This is a genomic window from Streptomyces sp. NBC_01166 (assembly GCF_045039765.1).
Taxonomy (GTDB): Bacteria; Actinomycetota; Actinomycetes; order Streptomycetales; family Streptomycetaceae; genus Streptomyces.
The window spans coordinates 7,316,164-7,341,195 of the sequence record NZ_CP108613.1 but is presented as its reverse complement, the minus strand read 5'-3'; the positions used below and the strand labels follow the sequence as shown (position 1 = coordinate 7,341,195).

Genomic DNA, 25,032 nt, shown 5'->3' with positions numbered 1-25,032 from the left:
CGCCAGGGTCCCGGACGCACGTCAGCCGCCGCGGCAGGTGCCGCGGCGGCTGACGAGGGCGGAGGGAGTCCTCGGCTCAGCTCACCGGTCCAGCCACTTCCTCCAGGTGGCGGGGTGCTTCTCGATCCAGCGGGTGGCCGCCTCGTCGGGCGTCAGGCGTTCGGAGGCGATCAGCTCGGAGACCTCGTTCTGGTCCTTCTCCGACCACTCGAACTTCTTCAGGAAGGCGGCGGCTTCCCCTCCGCGCTTCGAGAAGTCCGCGTTCAGGTACTTCTGGAGCGGGGTCGTCGGGTACGCGCAGTCGATGTCCGCGGGGTCCTTGGCCGCGCAGGCGTCGGAGTACTCCGGGAGCTCCACCTCGACCATCGGCACCTCGTTGAACAGCCACTGCGGCTGGTACCAGTAGCTGAGGAAGGGCTTCTTCTCCTTGGCGAACTGCTGCATCTGGGTGATCTGCGCGGCCTCGGATCCGGCGAAGACCACCTTGTAGTCCAGGCCGAGATTCTTCACCAGCGCCTTGTCGTTGGTGACGTAGGACGGTGAACCGTCCATCAGCTGGCCCTTGTCACCGCTCTCCGCGGTGCGCAGCTCGTCCGCGTACTTGTCGAGGTTCTTCCAGTTCGTGACGTCAGGGTGCTCGTCCGCCCAGTACTTGGGGACGTACCAGCCGATGTGGCCCGTGACTCCGAGGTCGCCCCCGGGGACGATGGTCTTCTTGTCCTTGACGTACAGCTGCTCCTGGTCGGGGTGGCCCCAGTCCTCCAGGATGGCGTCCACCCGGCCCTGGCTGAGGGCGTCCCAGGCGGGCACCTCGTCGGTCTGGACGAGGTCGACGCGGTAGCCGAGTTTGTCCTCGAGGATCTTCTGCGCGACGGCGACGTTGGCCTGTGCGCCGACCCACGACTGTACCGAGAGGGTCACGGTCTTGATGTCCGCGGGTGCCGCGAACGGCGAGGCCTGCTTGGTCATGTCCGCCGCTCCGCAGCCGGTGACGGCCAGCAGCGCGCCGGCCGAGGCGACGATCGCGGACGTGCGGAGGCGGGTGCGGGTACGGGTGCGAGCCATGTCAGCTCTCCTTCCGCTGGCGGCGTGCGGTGGGCTGGGTGACACGGTCCAGCATCAGCCCCAGGCAGACGATGGCGGCCCCCGCGACGAGACCGGTGGCGAGGTCGCCCTGGGCGAGGCCGAACACGACCTCGTAACCGAGTGCGCCGGAGCCGACGAGACCGCCGATGATGACGACCGCGAGGACCAGGACCACGCCCTGGTTGACCGCCAGCAGCAGCGCGGGCCTGGCCAGGGGGATCTGTACCTGGCGCAGCTGCTGGCCGCTGGTGGCGCCGAGCGAACGGGCGCACTCCATCGCGGCGGGGTCGACGCCCCGCAGTCCCTGGGTGGTGATGCGGACGACGGCGGGGAGCGCGTAGACGACCGCCGCCGCGGCGGCGGGGGCGCGCCCGACGCCGAAGAGGGCGACGACCGGGATGAGGTAGACGAACTGCGGCATCGTCTGGAAGACGTCCAGTACGGGTCGCAGCAGCCGTTCGAGGCGCCTGCTGCGCGCGGCGCCGACGGCGATGCCGAAGCCGAGGACCAGGGTGACGGCGACGGCGGCGATGACCTGGCTGAGCGTGTCCATCGACAGGTCCCACACGCCGAGGACTCCGATGGCGGCCATGGCCAGCACGGCGGTGAGCGCGGTCCGCCAGGTGCCGATGGTCCAGGCGAGGGCGGCGACGATCAGCAGCACGCCCCACCAGGGCAGACCCTGCAGTCCGCTGCGGAGCGGGTTGAGGATCCAGTTGGTGAAGTGCGCGGCCCAGTCGGCGGTTCCGCCGATGACGGGGACGCCGGTGTAGAGGTGGTCGACCATCCAGTCCTTGGCCGTGTTGACCGGTTCCGCGATGGCGACGATGCCGCCCTCGGGCCAGATGCGGCCTCCGGTGAAGCGGCCCACGACGGCTACGGCGGCGGCGATCAGGGCGGCGAGCCCCCAGCCGCGTACCCCGCGCAATGCCGGCGGACCGGTGGGTTCCGTACCGATCTTCCGGCCGGCCGCTTCTGTCGTGCGGTCCAGCACGACGGCAAGCAGCACGATGGGGATGCCCGCGGCGAGCGCGGCTCCGACGTCGACGGAGGAGAGTGCCTGGTAGACGCGGTCGCCGAGACCGCCGGCGCCGATCACGGAAGCGATGACGGCCATGGACAGCGCCATCATGATGGTCTGGTTGAGGCCGAGGAGCAGCTCCTTGCGGGCCAGCGGCAGCCGCGCGCTGAGCAGGCGCTGCCTGCCGGTCGCGCCGAGCGAGGCGACGGCCTCCATGACGCCCGCGTCGGCGCCGCGCAGTCCGAGCGCGGTGAGCCGGGCCATCGGCGGAGCCGCGTAGACGACGGTCGCGAGGACCGCGCCGGGCACGCCGATGCCGAAGACCAGCACGACGGGCAGCAGATAGGCGAAGGCGGGCAGCACCTGCATGGTGTCCAGGACGGGGCGCAGGACACGGAACGTACGGTCCGAGAGGCCGGCGGCGAGTCCGAGGAGCAGTCCCAGCACCACCGAGGTGAGGACCGCGACGGTCATCAGGGCGAGGGTCTGCATGGTCGGCACCCACATGCCGAGCAGCCCGCAGACGAGGAAGGAGAGCCCGGCGGTCAGCGCGAGGCGCCATCCCGCCGTACGCCAGGCGACGAGCGCGGCGACGGCGGTGACACCGGCCCAGCCGAGGGCGAGCAGCGCCAGGTAGACCCCGCGCACCGACAGGACGACGGCGTTGCTGATGTGGCCGAAGAAGTAGAGGAACAGCGGGTGGCTGTCACGGTTGCCGATGATCCAGTCGTTGACGTCGCCGAGCGGTCCGCTCAGGTCGACGGTCAGGGCGCCGGGCCAGAGTCCGCCGCCCCAGCGGGCGTGCGCGAAGGGTACGGCTACGGCGGCGATCACCAGCAGGAGAAGGATCTTGCCGAGGGCGGGCCGGTCGCGAAGGAGGCCTAGCGGTCCGCTCCCCGGAGGTCCGGAGGCGGTACGCGTGGTGGCTTGGGCGGTGGCCATCAGGCAGCCACCTCGCGGGGCTCCGAACCCGCGACCACGTCGAGCAGACACGCGTGGTCGACGACGCCGAGCAGCTTGCCTCCCTCCACCACCCGTGCGACCGGGTCGCCGGAACGGGAGACGGCCTCAATGGCTTCGGAGACGGTGGCGCCGGGCCGGACCGCGGGGCCGTTGTCGCCCTCGCCGGGGGTCGGCGGACGCATGGCGGTGGCGACGGTGAGCACCTGTTCCCGCGGGACGTCCCGGACGAACTCGCGTACGTAGTCGTCGGCGGGCGAGCCGACGATCTCCTCGGGGGTGCCGAGCTGGACGATGCCGCCGTCGCGCATCAGCGCGATGCGGGTGCCCAGCCGGAGCGCCTCGCTGAGGTCGTGGGTGATGAAGACCATCGTTCGGCCCTCCTCACGGTGCAGCCGGACGACCTCGTCCTGCATCTCGCGCCGGATCAGCGGGTCGAGCGCGCTGAACGGTTCGTCGAAGAGGAGGACGGACGGGTCGACGGCGAGTGCGCGGGCGAGGCCGACGCGCTGCTGCTGACCGCCGGAGAGCTGGGCGGGGCGGCGGTCCTCGAGGCCCGCGAGGCCGACCTTCTCGACCAGTTCGGCGGCCTTGGCCCGGCGTTCGGCCTTCCCGAGGCCCTGGATCTCCAGGCCGTAGGCGACGTTGTCGAGGACGGTGCGGTGCGGCAGCAGCCCGAAGTGCTGGAAGACCATCGCGGCGCGGTGGCGGCGCAGTTCACGCAGCCGGGTGGTGTCCATGGCCAGGACGTCCTCGCCGTCGATGGCGAGGGAGCCGCTGGTGGGCTCGATGAGCCGGGTCAGACAGCGCACGAGGGTGGACTTGCCGGATCCCGACAGACCCATGACGACGAAGACTTCCCCCTTCTGGACGTCGAAGGAGACGTCACGCACGGCGGCGGTGCAGCCGGTGCGCTCGCGCAGTTCGGCGGGGGGCAGAGCGGCGTACTCGCTGCCGGGGATGCGGTCGGCCTTGGGGCCGAAGACCTTCCAGAGGTCCTTGACGCTGAACACAGGGGTACCGGCTTCGGTCATCGGACATCGCCTCCGGTGGTCGGGGTCGCTCGGAGCAGCTCGGCGCACTTCTCGCCCACCATCAGGACGCCGATCATGGGGTTCACCGCGGGCATGGTGGGGAAGACGGACGCGTCGGCGATCCGGATGCCCTCCAGTCCCTGGACCCGCAGCTGGGGGTCGACGACGGCCGCCGGATCGCCCTCGGCCCCGATCCGGCAGGTGCCGGCGGGGTGGTAGACGGTGTGCGCGACCTTGCGGGCGTACTCGCTGATGTCCTCGTCGGACGTGACCTCGGGCCCCGGGCACACCTCGCGCTTGAGCCAGTGGGCCAGCGGTTCGGTCTTCGCTATCTCGCGGGCGAGCTTGATGCCGTCGACCAGGGTGCGGCCGTCGTAGTCGTCCTCGTCGGTGAAGTAGCGGAAGTCCAGGGCCGGCTTGACCTCGGGGTCGGCGCTGGTGAGGTAGAGGCGGCCGCGGCTGCGCGGCTTGGGGATGTTCGGGGTCATCGACACGCCGTGCTCGGGCCTCTCGTAGCCGAGGCGCTCCGGGTTGTCGGTGAAGGGGATCTGGTAGAAGTGGAACATCAGGTCGGGGCCCCGGGATCCGGGGTCGCGCCGTACGAACAGGCCCGCGTCGGAGTCCATCGCGGAGTTCTCCGGGATGGGCCCGTCGGTCTCCCAGACGATGACCGACTCGGGGTGGTCGAGCAGGTTCTCGCCGACGCCCGGTGCGTCGTGGAGGACGGGGATGCCGAGCTCGGTGAGGTCCTTCGCCGGGCCGATCCCGGAGTGCATCAGCAGCCGGGGCGTGTCCACCGCGCCCGCGCAGACGATGACTTCACGAGCGGCGCGCAGCAGCATCTCCTCGCCGTCCTTGGTGCGTACATGCACCCCGGTGGCCCGGTTGCCGTCGAACTCCAGGCGGTACGCCCATGTCTCCAGCAGGATCGAGAGGTTGGGGCGGTCGCCGGCCTCGATGTGCGGGTGGAGGTAGGCGACGGACGCGGAGGAGCGCTTGTTGTTCTCCGGGTGGTAGGCCAGGTCGAAGAAACCGGCGCCCTCGTGGAAGGGCTTCTTGTTGAAGCTGTCCACGCGCGGGACGCCGGCCGCCGCCTGGGCGGCGTCGACGAAGTCGCGGGCAATGGCGTTCCGGTCCTTCTCGTCGACGGGAACGATGTTGTTGCGCAGCCGGTCGAAGTAGGGGTCCATCGCGGCGGCGTCCCAGCCGTCGGCGCCGGCCTCGGCCCATTCGTCCCAGTCTCCGGGCAGCGGCTTGAAGCTGATCAGCGTGTTGTGCGAGGAGCAGCCGCCGAGGACGCGGGCGCGGCTGTGCCGGATGTGGGAGTTGCCGCGGGGCTGTTCGGTGGTGGGGTAGTCGTAGTCGAGGTCGCCGCCGAGCAGGCCGAGCCAGCGGCGGAGGGTGAGGACGTCCTCGCGGTCGATGTCGGTGGGGCCGCCCTCGATGACGGTGACGGTGACGTCGGGGTCCTCGGTGAGGCGGGAGGCTATGACCGAGCCGGCGGTGCCGCCTCCCACGATCACGTAGTCGACAGGTTCGGGGCGTGCGGTGCTGGGGGACGGGGGCATCGGTTGCTCCTTCTGCAAGGTGCTGGCGTGTGCGTGGTGCTGCGAACAGCGGGGCGGGGAGGGAGACGGCCTGTTCAGCCGGCGAACCAGCGCTGCGGACGCGGGTTGAGGTTCTGGTAGATGTGCTTGGACTCGCGGTACTCGGCGAGACCGGTGGGGCCGAGCTCCCGGCCCGTACCGGACTTGCCGAAGCCGCCCCACTCGGCCTGCGGGAGGTAGGGGTGGTAGTCGTTGATCCAGACCGTGCCGTGCCGCAGCCGGCCGGCGACGCGCCGGGCGCGGCCCGCGTCGGTGGTCCACACGGCGCCCGCGAGGCCGTAGTCCGTGTCGTTGGCCAGCCTGACGGCCTCCTCCTCGGTACGGAAGGTCTCGACGGTGAGGATCGGGCCGAAGGTCTCCTCGCGGACCACCTTCATCTCGCGGTGGCAGCCGTCCAGGACGGTCGGCCGGTAGAAGTAGCCGCTCGCCGGCCGGATGTCGGAGGGTTCGGGGCGCGCTCCGCCGGAGCGGACGACCGCGCCCTGTTCGCGGGCGGAGGCCACGTACGCCTCGACCTTGGCGAGTTGCTGCGCGGAGACCAGCGGGCCGCACTCGACGCCGTCGACGGTGCCCCGGCCGAGCCGGATCGCGTCGGCGCGGCGGGCGAGTTCGGTGACGAAGCGGTCGCGGACGGACTCCTCGATGATGAGGCGGGCGCCGGCGGAGCAGACCTGGCCGCTGTGGAAGAACGCGGCGTTGAGTGCCTGGTCGACGGTGGTGTCGAAGCCTTCGTCGGTGGCGCAGGCGTCGGCGAACACGACGTTGGGGTTCTTGCCACCGAGCTCAAGGGCGACCTTCTTGACCGTGGGCGCCGCGGCCTGGGCGACCTTCGTGCCGCTGGCGAGCCCGCCGGTGAAGGAGACCAGGTCGACGTCCGGGTGTTCGGAGAGCCGGGCGCCGACGGGGTCGCCCGCGCCGGTGACGAGGTTGGCGGCGCCGTCGGGAAGTCCTGCCTCGGCGAGCAGCCGGATCAGGTGGACGGTGGAGAGCGGGGTGACCTCGCTGGGCTTGAGCACGAAGGTGTTGCCCGCCGCGAGTGCCGGGGCGATCTTCCAGCTGGCCTGGAGCAGCGGGTAGTTCCACGGTGCGATCAGGGCGCAGACACCGACCGGCTCGTGCACGACGACGCTGTGGACATCGGGGTCGCCGGCGTCGACGACCCGGCCGCCGCTCTCGTTCATGACGAGGTCGGCGAAGTAGCGGAAGGCGTTGGTGACGTCGTCGACGTCGACGCGGCCCTCCTCCAGGGTTTTGCCGGTGTCGCGGCTCTCGGTGATCGCGATCTCCTCGCGGTCCCGCTGGAGGAGCCCGGCGACCCGCCGCAGCAGCTCGGCGCGCTCGGCGACGGGCCGGTGGGGCCAGGGGCCGTCGTCGAAGGCGCGGCGGGCGGCGGCCACGGCCGCGTCGGTGTCCTCGGTGCCGCCCTCGGAGACGAGGGCGAGGACCGTGGCGTCGGCGGGGTCGAGGATCTCGCGGGTCGCGCCGGAGACCGCGTGGCGCCAGACGCCGTCGATGTGAACGGTCTCCAGCACCGCGTCGCGCGGTGCGGCCGGGCGGGGAGCCGACGGGTGAGTAGCCGACATGTAGTGATCTGCCTTCCGTGCCTGAATTGCTCCGCACCGGTCCGGCCGAGCACTGCTGCGTGCCGGCGTCCGGGGTATGGCGCACCAGCAGCCTGGACCCCTGTCCGGCTCACCGAGATGTATGCCGAAATTTTCACTCTGAGTGATGTGACTCACTCCCGCGAGGCCCGACAGCCCTTGCGACCGCTTAGCAGACTTCTCCGCGCGACGCCCCGAGGAACAGGGATACGACACAATCGCGCAACATTTAATCTTTTTTCAGATGATTGACGGACAGACGAAAAGTTCGTACTCTACAGCCTCATGCCGCCCCGCTCGACGGCATGTCCCGGCCGGCGCGGGTGCGGCATGCCCAACCGCGTCCAGGCCGTCGTACACGCAGCGCGGCACCGCGGCCGGGGAACGGCCGGCCGCACACAAGCCCCGGACTCCCTCACACCGGGCGCCCCGTCCCTACCAGCGCTTCGCACCACGTATGGAGAGGCTCATGGCCACAAGACCTGTCGCGGCCGTCACTGTCACCGCCCTGCTGCTGTTAGTCACCGCCTGCGGCAGCGGCGGTGAGCAGGCTGACCGCAAGGGAGGCGAACCGGTGCGTGGGGGCACGTTCACCTACGCCGCCGCAGTAGGCACCTCGTGCCTCGACCCGCACACCAGCCCCGGTGACATCACCGCCGTCGTCCAGCGCAACGTCTTCGACTCCCTGGTCCAGCTGGACGCCAAGGGCAAGCTGCACCCCTGGCTCGCCACGTCCTGGACGGTCTCCGAGGATGCTCGCACCTACACCTTCCAGCTGCGCGACGACGTCACCTTCCACGACGGGACCGCGTTCGACGCCGCAGCGGTGAAGGCCAACCTCGAACACATCAAGGACCCCGCCACCAAGTCGCTGTACGCCGCCGCCCTGCTCGGCCCCTACAGCGGCAGCGAGGTCCTCGGCAAGCACAGCATCAAGGTCACGTTCTCCGAGCCCAACATCCCCTTCCTCCAGGCGGCCTCGACCCCGTATCTCGGCATCGCCTCGCCCCGCTCCCTGACCGAGTTCAAGGACAAGCTCTGCGCGGGCGGGAAGTACTCGGTCGGTACGGGCCCGTACCGCTCGGAGCGGTACGTGAAGAACGACCGGGCCGAGTTCGTCCGCAACAAGGACTACGCCTGGGCCGCGCAAGGCGCGGCCCACCAGGGTCCGCCCCTCGTGGACAAGCTGGTCGTCCGCTTCCTCCCCGAGGACTCCGTGCGCACGGGCGCCCTGACCAGCCGTCAGGTCGACGCGGCCGCCGTCCCTGTGACCTCGGCCGCGGCCGTGCAGCGCGACGATTCCCTGCGGCTGACCAGGCAGCAGTCCCCCGGCGCCGCCTACTCCCTCTACCTCAACACCACCCGCGGCCCGCTCCGCGACGAGCGGGTACGCCGGGCCTTCCAGCAGTCCGTCGATGTGGACGCGCTGGTCAAGAGCATCTACCGCGGTGAGTACGAACGCGCCTGGAGCCCGCTGAGCCCCGCCACACCCGCCGCGTACGACAAGTCCATCGAGGGCGCGGTGGAGCACGACCCGGCGGCCGCCGCCGAACTGCTGGACGAGGCCGGCTGGAGCGGCCGGGACGCCAAGGGCTACCGCACCAAGGACGGGCAACGGCTCGCACTGCACTGGCCGTTCATCGGCGCCCTCGTGCGCGACCAGCGCGACGTGCTGGGCGAGGCCGTGCAGGCCGAACTGAAGAAGAACGGCATCGACCTGGTCCGCGACCCGGTGGAGACCGGCGCCTACTTCGAGCGCTACGGCACGGGCGACTACGACGTGTGGGACAACGCCTGGGTCCGCGCCGACCCGGCGATCCTGGCCGGCTTCTACCTCTCGTCCAACCTGCCCGCGGCGGGTGGTCAGAACGTCTCACGGACCGAGGACAAGCAGGTCGACAGCTGGCTGCGGGCGGGCGCCGGCGAGGCCGAGCCGGCCGTACGCGAGAAGTCGTACGCCAAGGTGGAGCGCTGGGCCGTCGACCACGCGACCGTGCTCCCCCTGTACGTGCCGGTCACCTCCGTCGGCGTCGCCCGTGGCGCGGAGGGACTCACCTTCGACGCCAACGCGTGGCCCCAGTTCGCCGGGGTCTGGAAGAGTACGAGGTGAGCGGGGCCTTCCCACCCGTCGCGCGCTGGCTGCTGCACCGCGCGGTCGGCGCCGTGCTGGTGCTCTGGGGCGCGGCGAGCCTGACCTTCCTGGTACTCCATCTCGTGCCCGGGGACCCGGTGACGACCCTGCTCGGCGCCTCTGCCACCGACTCGTCGGCGCTGCGCGACCAGATCCGGCACGAGTACCACCTGGACGACCCCGCGGCCGTGCAGTACGTCTCGTTCCTGTCGAGGCTGGTCACGGGTGACCTGGGCACCTCCTACCAGCAGCAGCAGCCCGTCTCGCTGATCATCGGTGAGCAGCTCGGCGACACCGCCCAGCTGGCGCTCAGTGCCCTGGCGCTGCTGGTGGTCACGGCGGTGGTCACGGCGGCCGCCACCGCGGGCCGGCGGCGCCGGGTGCGGGGTGCGGTCTCGGGAGCGGAGCTGGTGGCCGTCTCGACGCCCGCCTTCTGGCTCGGCATCGTGCTGCTGACGCTGTTCTCGTTCCGGTTGAACGTGTTCCCGGTGGCCGGCGCGGGCGACTGGCGGTCCCTGGTGCTGCCGGCCGTCACGCTGGCGGTGCCGTTCGGGTCCCTGCTCGCCCAGGTGCTCCGGGAGGGGATGGAGGCGGCCCTGCACCAGCCGTTCGCGCTCACCGCGCGCTCCCGGGGGCTGAGCGGTACGGGGCTGCGGCTCCGGCACGCGCTGAGGCACGCCGCCGTGCCGGCCGTGACGCTGAGCGGGTGGCTGGCGGGCGGCCTGCTGGGCGGGACGGTTCTGGTGGAGACCGTGTTCGCCCGGCCGGGCCTCGGCCGGGTGGCCCTGGACGCCATCTCCGGCCGTGACATCCCCGTCGTCGTCGGCCTGGTGCTGCTGTCCGCCCTCGTCTATCTCGTCGTCAACGCATGCGCGGACCTGCTCTGTCTGTGGGCGGATCCGCGGCTCAGGAGCCCCGCATGAGCGCACCTCCCGCCGGGCTGGCCGTGGCGCGGCCTCCGTCCGTCCCGCTGCGCGAGCGGCTGGCCGTGTTCCGGCCGGGGCTGGCGCTCGCCCTGACCGTGCTGGCCGTCGCCGCCGTCGCGTGCGTGAGCCCCGGACTGCTGACCCACGCGTCCGCGACCGACGCCGATCCGGTGGCCGCCCTGCTGCCCCCCGGCGCCGAACACTGGTTCGGCACGGACCAGTTGGGCCGTGACGTGTACGCCCGGGTGATCCACGGAGCGCGCCACTCCCTGCTCCTCGGCGTCGGCGCCACGGTGCTCGGCGTCTCGGTCGGTCTGCTGATCGGGCTGCCCGCCGCGCTGCTCGGGCGGTTCGCGGACCAGGTGGCGATGCGGTCCATGGACGTGATGCTCGCCCTGCCGGAACTGCTGCTGGCCCTGTTGGTGATCGCCGTCGTCGGGCCCAGCTCCGTGAACGCGGCGCTGGCCATCGCGGTCTCCTCCGTACCCGGTTACGCACGTCTCGTCCGGGGGCAGGCCCAGGTGGTGCGCCGGGCCGAGTACATCCGCTCCGCCGTCGGGCTCGGGCTCCGCCGCCGGACGGTGGTGCTGCGCCATGTACTGCCCAACACGCTCGGCCCGCTGGTCGTGCCCGCGACGCTCGGGGTGGGCACGGCGATCATCTCCGGTTCGGCGCTCAGCTTCCTCGGCCTCGGCCCGAAGGCACCCGCCCCCGAGTGGGGGGCGATGCTCGCCCAGGGCCGGGACGCGCTGCAGAGCGCGTGGTGGATCGCGGTGTTCCCAGGGGCCGCGATCACCCTGTCGGTGGTCGCGGTCACCGTGGTCGGGCGGCAGCTGCACCTCCGACTGGAAGGCAGGCGAGGAGCATGAGCGCTCCCCCGAAGGACTCCGTACCGGACACCGGGAGCGAGGCCGCGGCGTCCACCGCCGTCCTGGCGGTCCGCGGCCTGACCGTCTCCTTCGGCCACGGCCGCGGGCGCCGGACCGTCGTCCACGATGTCTCGCTCACCCTCGCGCCGGGCGAATGCCTGGCACTGGTCGGCGAGTCGGGCTCCGGCAAGAGCGTCACGGCCCGGTCCCTGATCGGGCTGGCCGGACCCGAGTCGGCCGTGCGCAGCGAAGGAATGCGGGTGGACGGCGTGGACACCACCGGCTTCCGGGAACGGGACTGGCGCGCCGTGCGCGGCCGGGTCGTGGGGCTCGTGTCGCAGGACGCCCTCCAGGCTCTGGACCCGCTGCGGCGGGTCGGCGCGGAGGTCGCCGAACCCCTCCTCGCCCACCGCCTGGCCACCCGCGCGGAGGTGCCGGGCCGGGTGACCGGACTGCTCGCGGACGCGGGGGTCCCGGAGCCGGAGCTGCGCGCCCGGCAGTATCCGCATCAGCTGTCCGGCGGGCTGCGCCAGCGGGCCCTGATCGCCTCGGCGACGGCGGGCGGCCCCCGGGTCCTGATCGCGGACGAACCCACCACCGCCCTGGACGTCACGGTCCAGGCCCGCGTCCTGGAACTCCTGCGGGAGCTCAAGGAGTCGGGCACCGCGTTGCTGCTCATCAGCCACGACCTCGCCTTGGTGGCACAGTTGGCGGACCGGATCGCGGTGATGACCGAGGGGCGGGTGGTGGAGTCCGGGCCGGCGGCCGCGGTGCTCGGATCCCCGCAGCACCCGTACACCAGGACGCTGATCGCCTCGGTCCCGGGCCGCGGGCCCCTGCCGGTGCGGGCCCGGCCGGTGGAGCCGGCCGGACGGCCCCTGCTGTCCGGGGCAGGCCTGGTCAAGAGGTACCGCTCCCCCGGTGGCGGGACGCGCACCGCCGTCTCGTCCGTCGACTTCACGGTGGCTCCTGGCGAGACACTCGGTGTGGTGGGTGAGTCCGGTTCCGGCAAGAGCACCCTGGCCGCCATGGCGATGGGGCTGCTGGCCCCCGACGAGGGCCGGGTGCTGCTGGACGGCGAGCCGTGGAGCGCGCTGGACGAGCGGCGCCGGCGCCCCCTGCGCCGGGGCATACAGCTGGTCCACCAGGACCCGCTCGGGTCGTTCGACCCCCGGTTCACCGTACGGCGCCTGCTGGACGAGGCCCTGTCCGTGGCAGGGCCCGGTCGGGCCGCGCGGCGCCGGGAGCGGGCGGCCGAGCTGCTCGACCAGGTCGGTCTGGAGACGGCCCTGCTGGAGCGCCGGCCGGCCGGGCTGTCGGGCGGACAGCGTCAGCGGGTCGCGATAGCCCGCGCGCTGGCCACGTCACCCCGGCTGCTGGTCTGCGACGAGCCCGTGTCGGCGCTGGACGTGACGGTGCAGGCGCAGGTCCTCGAGCTGCTGGCCCGGCTCCGGGCGGCCTACGGCCTGGCCATGCTGTTCATCTCGCACGATCTGGCAGTGGTGCAGCAGGTCAGCGACCGGGTACTGGTGATGCGTGACGGCGTCGTCGTCGAACAGGGGCCCGTGGCCGAGGTCCTGGGCTCACCACAGCACCCGTACACCCGCCGGCTGCTGGCCGCGGTCCCGCGCCTGCCGGGCACCGCCCCCTCTCCTCACCCCCGCACAACCCTGTGACCGCTGCAAAGGACGGAGCTTCATGCCCCCGCTCGACCTGACCGCCGACGACGTGCTGACCACCACACGCGCCGTCCGTAAACGCCTCGACCTGGACCGGCCGGTGGAACGCGAGCTGATCGACGAGTGCCTTCAGCTCGCCTCCCAGGCGCCCACCGGGCGCAACCGGCAGCGCTGGGACTTCGTCCTGGTCACGGACCCGGCCAAGCGGGCCGCACTGGCCGACCTGTACCGGCTGGGCCTCGCCCGGCCCCGCCAGCAGGTCGTGAGGGACGGCGTGAACCGCGGTGACCTGGTGCGTGGCCAACGGATCGCGGACAGCGCCCAGTACCTCTTCGAGCATCTGCACGAGGTACCGGTGCTGGTGGTTCCGTGCATCCGCGTCCAGGGCCGGCACGAGAACAGTTCGCACGTCGGGCAGGCGAACACCTGGGGTTCGATCCTGCCGGCCGTCTGGCAGTTCATGCTGGCGGCCCGCTCCCGCGGGCTCGGTACCGCGTGGACGACCCCGCACCTGCACTACGAGCGAGAGGCTGCCGAACTACTCGGGATCCCGTACGAGACGGTGCTCCAGGCCGCGTTGATCCCGCTCGCTCACACCATCGGCACGGATTTCCGGCCGGGGCCCCGGGTCGGCACGGAGGAGATCGCCCACTGGGACACCTGGTAGCCGTCGGACGGACGAGGGCAACCGCGCCGACGCAGGCGCGGTTGCCCTTATTTCGATGATGTGCAAACCTACGAAACATCAGAGTTGGCCCCGCACCCTCCGCAGTCAGAGGTGAGCGAGAGGAGAGAGCCGTGCGTACCCTGAGCCACCCGGCCCGGTCGGACATCGAGCTCACCGCGGTCTTCCACGCACTGAGCGATCCCACGCGCCTCACCATCGTGCGCGGTCTGGTCGGGATCGAGGAGCAGTCCTGCGGCAGCCTGGGCATCCCGCTCTCCAAGTCGACGCTCTCGCACCATCTCAAGGTGCTCCGCGACGCGGGCGTGACCCACACCCGCATCGAGGGCACCCACCGTTACATGTCGCTGCGCCGCGAGGACCTGGACGCCCGGTTCCCGGGGCTGCTGGATGTGGCCTTCGCCGACGACAGCTCCCGCATCTCCTGACTTCCGGTCGCACCGGGCGGGACGTGGGCAGCGGAGGAGCGCCGGACGGTTCGTCCGGCGCTCCTCCGTCCGCCGGCAGCCCGCGTCGTCGCGTAGGGCCCGGACACCTCCCTCGGCAAGCCCGTCCGGGTGGCGGTGCGGCGGTTCGGTGATTCAGAGGAAGGCGAGCACCCGGGCCGGGCCGCCTGTGCCGCCCAGGTGGCGGGGAGCACCGACGACGGCGACCGCGCCGACGTCGGGGACGGTGTCGAGGCCCGCGAGGCATTCGACGCCGTATTTGCCGGCGGGCAGCAGCACCCGGTGCGTGTACGGATCGGCCGGGCGGGAGCCGGGGTCGAGGCTCGGCGAGTCGGTGCCGACGCCGACCACGGAACGCTCCTCGACGAGGAAGGCCGCGGCCTCCACCGAGATGCCCGGGAAGCGGTAGAGCCCCTCCTTCTCGTCGAAGTTGAGGAACGCTCCAGGAGTCTCGATCCGCACCGCCCAGTCGTTGTCGACGGCGAGCAGGGCTCCGTCGGGTATCCGGCCGTTGCGGCTCTCCCAGCGCAGCAGGTCGTCGACGGTCAGTTCGGTGACGTGGTCGCGGGCGGCACGTTCCCCCACCCGGACGACCGCGAGCGGGGCGACCAGGGTCTCCACCGGGATCCGCTCGACGGAGAGGCCGTCGTCGTCGAAGTGGAGCGGTGCGTCGATGTGGGTGCCGATGTGCTCGTTGTACGTCAGTTCCAGCGCGTTGTACTCGTGCTCCGCGAGGTTCGCCAGACGCCGGATCTCCATCGGCTTGACGTAGAGGTCGAAGACCGGCCAGTCGGGGCCCACGACGTGGGTGAGGTCACGGACGGTGCCGGTGGGAAGCGTGACCCGCGGGGCGGGGCGTTCCGCTGCGGGGGCTGTGGAGTCGTGCGTGCCGGCCCTGCCGGACTCCGGCGGGAGGGACGCGGCGACGGTCTGGGGGTTGCACATGGAAGCACCTTCCGTTCGGTCGGCATCCGGGAGCCGACGCTAGACTGAGGAGCGAAGACATTCTTTGGATGGACAATCCGACATCACCGGATGGCCCGCCGTCCTGGACCGCAGGAGGAGCAGTCATGACCGCCACGCAGCCTTCCCGTATCGCCTCGAACAGCCGGGAGCCGAGGCCCGGCGGACGCGACCGGTACTTCTCCAAGCTGGTGCAGGAGCGCCCCGACATCGCGATGTGCCGGGCGACGACCCTGGTGGCCCGCACCATCGACGAGGAGCTGTCCGGGCACCACCTGACCGTGGCCCAGCACCTGGTGCTGAAGATGCTGCATGACGTGGGCCCGTGCTCCCAGCAGGAGCTCAGCGAGCAACTGCGCATCGACCGGAGTGTGATGGTCGGGTGTATCGACGGCCTGGAGGACTCCGGTCTCGTGCGACGTGAGCGCCACCCCCGGGATCGCCGCGCCTACGCCGTGACGCTGACGCCGGAGGCGGGGCCTGCGCTGGAGGAGGCCGAGAACGGCGTGCCGCGGTTGCTGGACAGGGCGTTCGGCGCCCTGACCGCGTCGGAGCGGCGGACCTTGACCCGGCTGGTGGGCAAGATCCTCGACGTGAACTGAGCTCCGGCCCGACTCCGTTCCGATGCGGGACACCACGCCTCCTGGACAGCAGGTAGCACCTGTTTGATGGTTCGCAATCTTTAGAACTATAGAAGCACGTCAAAGTATCGAGCGATGGGCAGGCCGTGTCAACGACGGGGCCCCCGGAGCCTGGGCGCGGATACGCCGGGCGGCCCGGCGCTCATCGCGCACCGGGCCGCCTGATCGTCAAGGAGCGGAGGGTCAGACGACTGTGACCGTCCCTGCCCCCGCCGCCACCGCACCGGATCCCTCCATGCTCACGCGGTACGGCCGGCCGCTGCCCTCCGCCGTGACGTGCGTACCGCCGCCGTCCCGTACGACGCGGAACTCGGCCGCGGTGGCGCCGGACAGATCAGGCACGGTGACCGTGCTCTCGCCGGGTCCGGAGCCGAAGACCCGCAGGGTGAGGCCGTCGAGCCAGTCCCCGTCCGGGCGCTGGTCGTCGGCGCCCCACGGAAGTACGGCGCCGTCCCTGACCAGCAGGGGCAGGCTGTCGAAGCCGTGCGTCTCGTGCCTCCAGGCGGGGCCGGTGACCCTCTCACCGGTGAGAAGCGAGGTCCATGTGCCCTCGGGGACGTAGTACTCGACCTCGCCGTCCTCCGTGAAGACCGGGGCGACCAAGAGGTCCGGGCCGAGCATGTACTGCCGGTCCAGGGTGCGGGAGGCGGGGTCGCCGGGGAACTCCGCCAGCATCGGCCGCATCATCGGCACGCCGGTACGGTGCGCCTCCGCGGCCACTCCGTAGAGGTAGGGCATGAGCCGGTGCTTGAGCAGGGTGAACTTCCGTGCCACATCGACGGCTTCCTCTCCGAACTCCCACGGCACCCGGTAGGAGACGTTGCCGTGGAGCCGGCTGTGCGAGGAGAGCAGGCCGAAGGCGAGCCAGCGCTTGAAGACCGCCGGGTCGGGGGTGCCCTCGAAGCCGCCGATGTCGTGGCTCCAGAAGCCGAATCCGGACAGCGACAGGGAGAGACCTCCCCGAAGGGACTCCGCCATGGCTGTGAACGAGGCGAAGCAGTCGCCGCCCCAGTGCACCGGGAACTGCTGCCCGCCCGCCGTCGCCGACCGGGCGAAGAGCACCGCCTCCCCCGCGCCCCGCTCCTTCTCCAGGAGCTCGAAGACGGTGCGGTTGTAGATCTGCGCGTAGTAGTTGTGCATCCGCTCCGGGTCGGAGCCGTCGTGCCAGACGACGTCCGTGGGGATGCGCTCGCCGAAGTCCGTCTTGAAGCAGTCGACGCCCTGGTCGAGCAGCAGACGCAGTTTGTCGTTGTACCAGGCGCGGGCGCCCGGGTTGGTGAAGTCGACCAGTGCCATGCCCGGCTGCCACAGGTCCCACTGCCAGATGTCGCCGTTGGCCCGCCGCACGAGATAACCGTGTTCGGCACCCTCCGCGAACAGGGCCGACTTCTGCGCGATGTAGGGGTTGATCCACATGCTGATGCGCAGCCCGCGCTCCTTGAGGCGGGCCAGCATCCCCTCCGGGTCGGGGAAGACCTCGGGGTCCCACAGGAAGTCCGACCACTGGTACTCGCGCATCCAGAAGCAGTCGAAGTGGAAGACGCTCAGCGGGATACCCCGCTCGGCCATGCCGTCGACGAAGGAGGTGACCGTCTCCTCGTCGTAGGACGTGCAGAACGACGTGGTCAGCCAGAGGCCGAACGACCAGGCCGGCGGCAGCGCCGGCCTGCCTGTCAGGGCCGTGTAGCGGGACAGGACGTCCTTCGGCGTCGGGCCGGCGACGACGTAGTACTCCAGCGACTGGTCCTCGACGCTGAACTGCACCTGCCCGACGGACTCCGAGCCGATCTCGAAGGAGACCTTGCCGGGGTGGTTGACGAAGACGCCGTAGCCACGGGAGGAGAGGTAGAACGGAATGTTCTTGTAGGCGAGTTCACTGCTGGTGCCACCGTCGGCCTGCCAGATGTCGACGGTCTGGCCGTTCTTCACGTACGGGGTGAAACGCTCACCGAGACCGTAGACGTTCTCGCCCACCTCCAGGGCGAGTTGGGCGATCATGTGGTGGACGCCGTCAGGTGTGGTCGCGAAGGCGGTCCCCTTCGGGTCCACTCCGGTGAGGCGCCGGCCGTCACCGTCGAGGAAGGTGATCCCCCAGGGCCCGTCACCGTCCATGCGCAACGTCAGGGGCCCGTTGGTGAGTTCGGTGACCGCGCCGTCCCTGTGGGTGCGGGCACCGGGCCCCGTGGTGTCGTCCGCCAGAAGTGCGAAGTCCGGCCCGCGCCGGGCCCTGCCCGCGTGATGGGTGGTGCGCACGCCGATGACACCCTCGGCCGGGGAGAAGCATTCGACCGTGATCAGCGGTGTGTTGAGCGTGTCACCGCGCGCCGCGACACGCTTGACCGACGCGTACGCGGTGAACCGGTCGGGGTCGACACGAAGATCACGGATCTCGGTCGCGTAGGAGGCTCGGACGCCCTCACGCATCAGCCAGAAACCGTCGGTGAACTTCATGCGGACTCCTTGCCGGGGACGACGTCGACGCGGGCGAGACGCACGGAGCCTTCGAGGCCGATACGCAGCTCCTGCACCCCCCGGATGCCGAGCGCGGTTTCGAGGACGCGGTAGTCGTACGGTCCGCCGGTGTCCGGCAGCTGGAGCCCCAGGCTGCGGCCGTTCGCGTGCACGGTGATGGTCCCCTCCCCCGCGGCCAGGAACCTCAGGCCGTCCACTCCGTCGCCGAAGTCGCATGCGCGGTAGACGAGTTGCCCCTCACCGTCGCCGGAGGCGGGCGTGACGGCATCACCCTCCTCCTTCGTGCGGTCGACGATCTCCGTGCCCTTCTGGACGTCGTAGTCGGCGGCCTCCAGGCCGCGCGCCGCCACCGGGCGCGGGCCTTGCGGCTCCCCGTCGACGACCGCTGTGGCGGTGAGCCGGATGTCGGCGCTCGACGCGCCGGCGAGGATCTCGTACGCGCCCGGCTCGACGGCCCACCGGCCGTGCGCCACGCTCCAGTGCCCCAACTCCTCCACCGGCACGTCGAATTCGACCCGATCCGCCGCACCCGGCGCGAGGTGCAGCCTGCGGTGGCCGACGAGCTTGCGCAGGGGCAGGTCCGTCTCCCCCGGCCCGGCCGCGCGGACGTAGAGCTGGGCCACCTCGTCGGCGGGGACACTGCCGTCGTTGGTGACGGTCAGCGACACCCGCAGGCGCTCGCCGTCCACCCCCGTCCGCAGCGCGGAGTAGGTGAAGCCGGCGTAACCGAGGCCGTGCCCGAAGGGGTAGAGCGGGGTGCCGTCGAAGTAGAGGTACGTCTGCCGGGAGCCGATGATGTCGTAGTCGAACAGGCCGGGCAGGTCGTCGTCGCTCGCGTACCAGGTCTGCGGGAGGCGTCCGGCCGGGGACACGTCACCGGCGAGGACGCGGGCGAGCGCGGTGCCCGCGGCCTGGCCGCCGTGCGCCGTCCAGAGCAGGGCCGGAAGCTCGTCCGCCGCGTCGCCGACCGCGTACGGGTAGGCGGAGGTCAGGACCAGGACCGTACGCGGATTGGCGGCGAGCGCGGCACGCCACAGCCGGTCCTGCTGGGCGGGGAGGGCGAGGGTCGTGCGGTCCTCGGTCTCACGGCCGTTGATATGGGGGTCGTTGCCCGCGACGACGATGACGGTGTCGGCCGCCGCGGCGGCCCGGGCCACGGCGTCGGCGCCGTGCTCGACGGTCTCCCGCTCGAAGACCGTGGCGGCGTCCCGGGAAATCTTCTCGCCGGACTCGGCAACCTTCGCTCCGCCGGCGGCGACAGACACGTACCCACCGGTCCCGATGTGCAGAAGGAGGTGCCCGCCGTCGTGCCCCTCCACCGCTTCCAGGCGGAACGTCTCCTGGACGACCCAGCCGCCCGGCTCGTCCGCGGACGCCCTGACGTATCCGTCGTCGGCGACCGAGAGGTACAGCCCTTCGTCCGTACGCAGGGTGAGAACGCCGTCGCCCCAGTCGACGAGGGCCAGTTCGGTGGCCTCCTCGCCGCAGATCAGCGGGGGCAGGTCGGTACGTCCGGCGAGGAGGGCCGGGTCCAGGGCGCCTTCCGCGCCCCGTGCCTCTCCGTCCGTCGCCCCATCTGCCACGGGCACCTGGAGCCAGCCGTCGGAACACTTCAGCCTGATCCGGTCCACGCCCTCCGCGAAGAGGACGTTCTCGGCGCCGTACCGCTCACGGATCCCGTCGAGCGGCGACGAGCGGTGCATGAGCGTCCCGCTGTACCAGTCGAGCTTGCAGGCGTCGCCGAGAAGCCCGACGACGGCGACGGTCCGGCCGCGCCTCGGCTCCAGGGGCAGCAGGCCGTCGTTCTTCAGCAGGACGACGGCCTGTTCCGCGGCCTCCCGGGCGAGTGCCCGGTGCTCCTCGGTGTCCAGGGCGTCCACCTTCGCGTACGGATCGAGCTCCGGGTCGAACTCGCCGAGCGCGAAGCGCATGGTGAGCAGCCGGCGGACCGCCGTGTCGATGTCGCTCTCGTCGATGAGGCCCTTGGCGAGCGCGTCCCGGATGCGGCCGGCCATGACCGTGGAGTCCGTGCCGTGGTCGGTGAAGCTGTCGACGCCCGCCTTCAGGGAGGCCGCGGTGGCCTCTTCGTGGGTGTCGAAGTAGTGCTCGGAGTCGACCAGGTTGGAAGGCGCGCCGGCGTCCGAGCAGACGACGAGCGGCTGCTCCGTCCATCGCCGCAGGTACTGACCGAGAAGCGGCGAGACGTGGTTGGGGCGACCGTTGACGAGGTTGTAGGCCGGCATGACCCCGGCGACCGCCCCCGCGCGTACGGCGTCGCGGAAGGCGCGCAGGTCGTACTCGTGCAGGACGCGCGGGCGGACCGAGGAGGAGGCGGTGTCGCGGTCGGTCTCGTTGTTGTGCGCGAGCCAGTGCTTGAGCACGGGCGCGGTGCGCCAGTAGTGGGGGTCGTCGCCGCGCAGCCCCCGGGTGTACGCGACGGCGATGGCGGAGGTCAGCGCCGGGTCCTCGGAGTACCCCTCCTCGCCGCGGCCCCACAGCGGGTGGCGCAGCAGATTCACCGTCGGCGCCCAGACGTTGAGCCCGACGCGGTCGTCCTGGGCGCGCTTGGCCCGCACCTCGTCGCCGACGGCCTCGCCGATCCGGCGTACCAGGTCGTCGTTCCAGGTGGCACCGAGACCGACGGCCTGCGGGAAGACGGTGGCGGGCCCCATCCAGGCGACCCCGTGCAGGGCCTCCTGGCCGGTACGGAACGGGCCGAGGCCCAGCCGCTCCACCGCGGGGGCGAACTGGTGCAGCATCGCGATCCGCTCGTCGAGCGTGAGCCGCCCGAGCAGATCGTCGGTGCGGCGGGAGAAGGACAGCTGCGGGTCGCGGAAGGGAAACGGATGGTCCGTCACGTGCGGGTCCCCTTGGAGAGGTGGGAGGTTTTCGGGCTCTGCGGGCGCCGAGTGGTCCTTCGACGCGAGGAGAAGATCTTTCGAAGCGCTTCGATGCTCTGCGGCCGACCCCTTAGGTGTCAAGGGCGTTGCCGCATCGAAGAGCTCCCCCGGGCGCACGGGAGCCGCACCGTGGCGGGAGACGGTTCGGAAACAGGTCCGAGGAATATCGAAACGAACTCTTGTGTGGCCGTGACCCTTCACTTAACCTCGCTGCAACATCGAAGCGCTTCGACGAGGCAGTCCGTTGACCGCTTCAGCTCAGCCGGTGCAGTGCCACCGGCTCGGCCGGTAACGCCCCCTACCTCAGACACAGGGCCGAGCGGCAATCGCCGCCGCGGGCCGTCCTGTTGCACCACGAAGGGTTGACCCCATGACGCCGAACTCCCCCTCCGCTCCCAGCCGGAGACGATTCCTCGCCTCCTCCGTGGTTGTCGCGGCAGCCGTGGGCGGCGGGATGCCGCTCCTCGCCGCCTGCGGCGGCGGGTCCGGCGGTGCGAAGAACGAGGGCACGACCACGGGCAAGAAGCTGAAGGACCTGCTTCCCGCCTATGTGCCGTCGAAGGCGGTCACCCCGGACATCCCCGGCAAGAACGGCTCCGCGGTGGGATTCACCACCGCGCTCCCGGCCTCGGAGCTGGCGGTCTCGGTGCCGAAGAAGCTCGGCAAGGGCAGCGAGCTCACCATCATGGCGCCGCTGTGGGGCACCTCGCCGGGTGAGGGCAACCCGTACTGGACGGCCATGGACGAGGCCGTCGGTGTCAAGGTCAAGTGGCAGAACCAGGACGGCAACGTCTACGGCCAGAAGCTCGGGGCGGTGCTCGCCTCCAGCAGCATCCCGGACGCCGTCGTCGTCCCCGGCTGGGAGCTGGGCGGCAAGATCCCGTCCGCCATCGCCAACAAGTTCGCCGACCTCGGCCCCTACCTCTCGGGCGACAAAGTCAAGGCCTACCCGAATCTGGCGGCCATCCCCACCGGCGCCTGGCAGCGCGGGGTCTTCGCCGAGAAGCTCCGCGGCCTGCCCATGCCGGCCGAGGCGACCCCGAACATCACCCCCTTCTACCGCGCGGACATCTTCGAGGAGAAGGGGTACGAGGTCCCGACCACCACGCAGGAGTTCTACGACCTCTGCAAGGAGATCAACGCCCCGAAGAGCAAGGTGTGGGCGTGCAGCGACATGACCTGGTCGGCGTTCGTCTTCTTCGGCGTCCTGCCGGAGAAGCCGTACTACTGGAAGCTCGTCGACGACAAGCTGGTCAACCGCTACGAGACCGACGAGTACCTCGAGGCCCTGGAGTGGTCGCGCTCCCTGTACTCGGCGGGCTTCGTGCACCCCGACGCCAAGGCCGAGACGGGTGACATGCGGACCACCTTCTCTTCCGGCAACGCCCTCATGTACAACGCCGACATCTCGGACTGGTACGCCGCCACCGCGATCCAGCGGCTGGACAAGCCGGACTTCCGCATGGGGGCGATGGACTTCTTCGCCCATGACGGCGGCGACCCGGTCATCTACGAGGCCGCGCCCTCCAACATCTGGTGCTTCGTCAACAAGGACGCGGACAAGAAGACGGTCGAGGACATCCTCGCCCTCGCCAACTACACCGCCGCTCCCTACGGCACCAAGGAGCAGCGCCTGAAGGCGTACGGTCTCGAGGGCACCCACCACACCCTCAAGGACGGTGTGCTCACCAAGACGGAGAAGGGCAACAACCAGGTCTTCGCCACCTACGAGTACGTCGCCACCTCGGCGCCGTTCCGGGCCTACCCCGACCACCCCGACGTGGTGAAGGGTGTCATCGAGTGGCAGCAGCGTCAGGGCGCGCACCTGAAGAAGCCGCTCTTCCACGGCATGCAGATCCAGGAGCCGACCCGCTACACCGAGCTCAACGCGCAGTTCGAGGACCTGGAGAAGGACATCGTGCGGGGCCGCAAGAAGGTCAGCGACATGCAGCAGCAGGTCTCGGACTGGAAGACCAAGGGCGGCGACAAGCTTCGCGACTGGTACAAGAAGCTGCTCGACGAGACCGGCGAGTCGGCTTCCTGACATGTCGCTGAGCACAGAGGACCGGCGCGCGCAGGAGTCACGGACGCCGCCGGTCAAGACACGGGCGGCCGGCGGCGGGCCCGTCGCCACGAAGGTGCCCCTGCGGCACCGGCTGCGCAGGGACCGCACGCTGCTGCTGATGACCCTGCCGGCGATGCTGCTGTTGCTGGTCTTCGCCTACGTCCCGCTGGCGGGCAACGTCGTCGCCTTCCAGGACTACGACCCGTACATCGCGGACAACGCGTTCCAGGCCATCGCGCAGAGCCCCTGGGTCGGGTTCGAGTGGTTCCAGCAGATGGTGAACGACCGGCTGTTCTGGTCCGCGCTGCGGAACACGCTGACGATCTTCCTCCTTCAGCTGACCCTGTTCTTCCCGGTGCCGATCCTGCTCGCGCTGTTCATCAACAGCTTCGTGCGGCCCCGGGTCCGGGCGGTGGCGCAGGCGGTCCTCTACCTGCCGCACTTCTTCTCCTGGGTCCTGGTCGTGACCGTGTTCCAGCAGATGTTCGGTGGGGCCGGGCTCATCGCACAGACGCTGCGGGAGCACGGCCACGAGGGCTTCGACCTGATGACCGACCCCGGTCTGTTCAAGTTCCTGATCACCTTCGAGATGATCTGGAAGGACGCCGGCTGGGGCGTCATCGTCTTTCTCGCCGCCCTGGCGGCGGTCAGTCCCGACCTCTACGAGGCGTGCGCCATGGACGGCGCGAACCGCTGGCGCCGGATGTGGCACATCACCCTGCCCGCCCTGCGCCCCGTCGTGGCCCTGCTGCTGGTGCTCCAGGTCGGCAACGCGCTGACCGTGGGCTTCGAGCAGATCCTGCTCCAGCGCACAGCGGTCGGCCCGGGCGCCTCGGAGGTGCTGGACACCTACGTCTGGAACGTCGGCCTCACCAACGGCGGATTCAGCTACGCGGCGGCCGTCGGGATCGTCAAGGGAATCTTCGGTCTGCTGCTGGTCCTCGGGGCCAACAAGGTCGCCCATCTCATGGGTGAGCAGGGGGTGTACAAGAAGTGAGCAGCCTGCTCTCCGGACTGACCGGCTTGGCCGGTGTGAAGCCGGGTACGCGCGGCCGGCTGCGCCCGGTGTGGGAGGAGGAACCGTCGAGGACGGGTCTCGCCTCCAAGGGCGTGGTCCTGGTCCTGATATGTCTGGCGGTCCTCTTCCCGCTCTGGGTCGTGATCGTCACGAGTCTGTCCTCGGTGAGGACCATCACCGAGGCGGGCGGGCTGGTGGTGATCCCGCGCGGCGTCACCTTCGTCGCCTACCAGGAGCTTCTCGGCGGCGGCCAGGTCACCCGGGCCACCGTGATCAGCCTCTGTGTGACGGTGGTCGGGACGCTCTTCAGCATGACGGTGTCCATCATGTGCGCGTACGGCCTTTCGCGTACCGGGTCCGTGCTGCACCGGCCGCTGCTGGTGTTCATGCTCGCCACGATGTTCTTCGGCGCGGGCCTGATCCCCACCTACCTGGTGGTCCAGGGACTCGGTCTCACGGACTCCTATCTGGCGCTGATCCTGCCGAGCGCGCTGAACGTCTTCAACATCCTGGTCCTGCGCGCCTTCTTCATGAGTACGGCCCAGGAGCTCGTCGAGAGCGCCCGGATCGACGGGGCCGGCGACTTCCGCATCCTGTGGCAGATCGTCATGCCGCTGTCCCGCGCGGTCATCGCCGTGATCACGCTGTTCTACGCGGTCGGCTACTGGAGCGCCTGGTTCAACGCGTCCATCTACATCAGCGACCCGCAGATGCTGCCACTGCAGAACGTGATGAACCAGCTGGTCCTCAAGCAGGAACGCCCCACCGGCCTCGCCCAGGCCATCAACACCGGCCATCTTTCACCGCTCGCCATCCAGATGGCGGTCATGGTGCTGGCGCTCATCCCGGTCGCGTTCCTGTCGCCGTTCGTCCAGAAGCACTTCAAGGAAGGCATGCTCACCGGCGCCGTCAAGGGCTGAGCTCCATC

At 70.7% G+C, this 25,032-nt stretch carries 18 protein-coding genes; 10 read left to right on the top strand and 8 right to left on the bottom strand.

What is annotated here, in order from left to right; translation table 11 throughout:
• Positions 1-81: 81 nt before the first annotated feature.
• The 5 genes from OG379_RS33135 to OG379_RS33115 all read right to left on the bottom strand — a co-directional run bounded on the left by OG379_RS33135 (position 82) and on the right by OG379_RS33115 (position 7,291).
• Positions 82-1,065 carry an ABC transporter substrate-binding protein gene (locus OG379_RS33135; RefSeq protein WP_405666815.1) on the bottom strand — a complete coding sequence of 328 codons (984 nt, stop codon included), beginning with the start codon at positions 1,063-1,065 and terminating at the stop codon, positions 82-84.
• Position 1,066: 1 nt separating this feature from the next.
• Entirely contained in the window at positions 1,067-3,049 is a 1,983-nt protein-coding gene (locus OG379_RS33130) for an ABC transporter permease (protein ID WP_405666814.1), read from the bottom strand.
• Entirely contained in the window at positions 3,049-4,101 is a 1,053-nt protein-coding gene (locus OG379_RS33125; protein WP_405666813.1) for a glycine betaine/L-proline ABC transporter ATP-binding protein, read from the bottom strand. Before OG379_RS33125 ends, OG379_RS33130 begins: the two co-directional genes overlap by 1 nt.
• On the bottom strand, positions 4,098-5,669 hold the full coding sequence (locus OG379_RS33120; protein WP_405666812.1) for a GMC family oxidoreductase: 1,572 nt from the start codon (positions 5,667-5,669) through the stop codon (positions 4,098-4,100). The genes OG379_RS33125 and OG379_RS33120 overlap by 4 nt, the downstream gene beginning before the upstream one ends.
• A 74-nt stretch (positions 5,670-5,743) precedes the next feature.
• Positions 5,744-7,291: an aldehyde dehydrogenase family protein gene (locus OG379_RS33115; RefSeq protein WP_405666811.1), complete on the bottom strand. Its 1,548-nt coding sequence runs from the start codon at positions 7,289-7,291 to the stop codon at positions 5,744-5,746.
• A 487-nt stretch (positions 7,292-7,778) separates the two neighbouring features.
• Here OG379_RS33115 and OG379_RS33110 point away from each other — a divergent pair, with 487 nt between their 5' ends.
• From OG379_RS33110 to OG379_RS33085, 6 genes are all read left to right on the top strand, one after another.
• Positions 7,779-9,419 carry an ABC transporter substrate-binding protein gene (locus OG379_RS33110; RefSeq protein WP_405666810.1) on the top strand — a complete coding sequence of 547 codons (1,641 nt, stop codon included), beginning with the start codon at positions 7,779-7,781 and terminating at the stop codon, positions 9,417-9,419.
• Positions 9,416-10,363, top strand: a complete 948-nt coding sequence (locus tag OG379_RS33105; protein WP_393767170.1) for an ABC transporter permease — start codon at positions 9,416-9,418, stop codon at positions 10,361-10,363. The genes OG379_RS33110 and OG379_RS33105 overlap by 4 nt, the downstream gene beginning before the upstream one ends.
• The gene (locus tag OG379_RS33100) at positions 10,360-11,235 is read left to right on the top strand and encodes an ABC transporter permease (protein ID WP_405666809.1); all 876 of its coding nucleotides are present in this window, start codon (positions 10,360-10,362) and stop codon (positions 11,233-11,235) included. Before OG379_RS33105 ends, OG379_RS33100 begins: the two co-directional genes overlap by 4 nt.
• Positions 11,232-12,911, top strand: a complete 1,680-nt coding sequence (locus OG379_RS33095; protein ID WP_405666808.1) for a dipeptide ABC transporter ATP-binding protein — start codon at positions 11,232-11,234, stop codon at positions 12,909-12,911. Before OG379_RS33100 ends, OG379_RS33095 begins: the two co-directional genes overlap by 4 nt.
• A gap of 22 nt (positions 12,912-12,933) precedes the next feature.
• A complete protein-coding gene (locus OG379_RS33090; RefSeq protein WP_405666807.1) occupies positions 12,934-13,581 on the top strand; it encodes a nitroreductase family protein in 648 nt (215 codons plus the stop codon).
• Between the two features lie 131 nt (positions 13,582-13,712).
• A complete protein-coding gene (locus OG379_RS33085; RefSeq protein ID WP_362938604.1) occupies positions 13,713-14,027 on the top strand; it encodes a metalloregulator ArsR/SmtB family transcription factor in 315 nt (104 codons plus the stop codon).
• A 153-nt stretch (positions 14,028-14,180) separates the two neighbouring features.
• On the opposite strand, the gene OG379_RS33080 is transcribed toward OG379_RS33085, so the two are convergent.
• Positions 14,181-14,990: a cyclase family protein gene (locus tag OG379_RS33080; RefSeq protein ID WP_405666806.1), complete on the bottom strand. Its 810-nt coding sequence runs from the start codon at positions 14,988-14,990 to the stop codon at positions 14,181-14,183.
• 125 nt (positions 14,991-15,115) lie between these two features.
• Here OG379_RS33080 and OG379_RS33075 point away from each other — a divergent pair, with 125 nt between their 5' ends.
• Positions 15,116-15,610 carry a MarR family winged helix-turn-helix transcriptional regulator gene (locus OG379_RS33075; RefSeq protein ID WP_405666804.1) on the top strand — a complete coding sequence of 165 codons (495 nt, stop codon included), beginning with the start codon at positions 15,116-15,118 and terminating at the stop codon, positions 15,608-15,610.
• Between the two features lie 222 nt (positions 15,611-15,832).
• On the opposite strand, the gene yicI is transcribed toward OG379_RS33075, so the two are convergent.
• Positions 15,833-18,100: an alpha-xylosidase gene (yicI, locus tag OG379_RS33070; RefSeq protein ID WP_405666802.1), complete on the bottom strand. Its 2,268-nt coding sequence runs from the start codon at positions 18,098-18,100 to the stop codon at positions 15,833-15,835.
• Positions 18,097-20,979 carry a glycoside hydrolase family 3 C-terminal domain-containing protein gene (locus tag OG379_RS33065; protein ID WP_405666801.1) on the bottom strand — a complete coding sequence of 961 codons (2,883 nt, stop codon included), beginning with the start codon at positions 20,977-20,979 and terminating at the stop codon, positions 18,097-18,099. Before OG379_RS33065 ends, yicI begins: the two co-directional genes overlap by 4 nt.
• A 412-nt stretch (positions 20,980-21,391) precedes the next feature.
• On the opposite strand from OG379_RS33065, the gene OG379_RS33060 reads away from it, so the two are divergent.
• From OG379_RS33060 to OG379_RS33050, 3 genes are read left to right on the top strand one after another with little or no spacing between them, the layout of a single operon-like run.
• Positions 21,392-23,065, top strand: coding sequence for an extracellular solute-binding protein (locus OG379_RS33060; RefSeq protein ID WP_405666800.1), 1,674 nt, complete (start codon positions 21,392-21,394; stop codon positions 23,063-23,065).
• Between the two features lies 1 nt (position 23,066).
• Positions 23,067-24,083 carry an ABC transporter permease gene (locus tag OG379_RS33055; protein ID WP_405666799.1) on the top strand — a complete coding sequence of 339 codons (1,017 nt, stop codon included), beginning with the start codon at positions 23,067-23,069 and terminating at the stop codon, positions 24,081-24,083.
• A gap of 5 nt (positions 24,084-24,088) precedes the next feature.
• Positions 24,089-25,024: a carbohydrate ABC transporter permease gene (locus tag OG379_RS33050; protein ID WP_405668729.1), complete on the top strand. Its 936-nt coding sequence runs from the start codon at positions 24,089-24,091 to the stop codon at positions 25,022-25,024.
• Positions 25,025-25,032 lie beyond the last annotated feature (8 nt).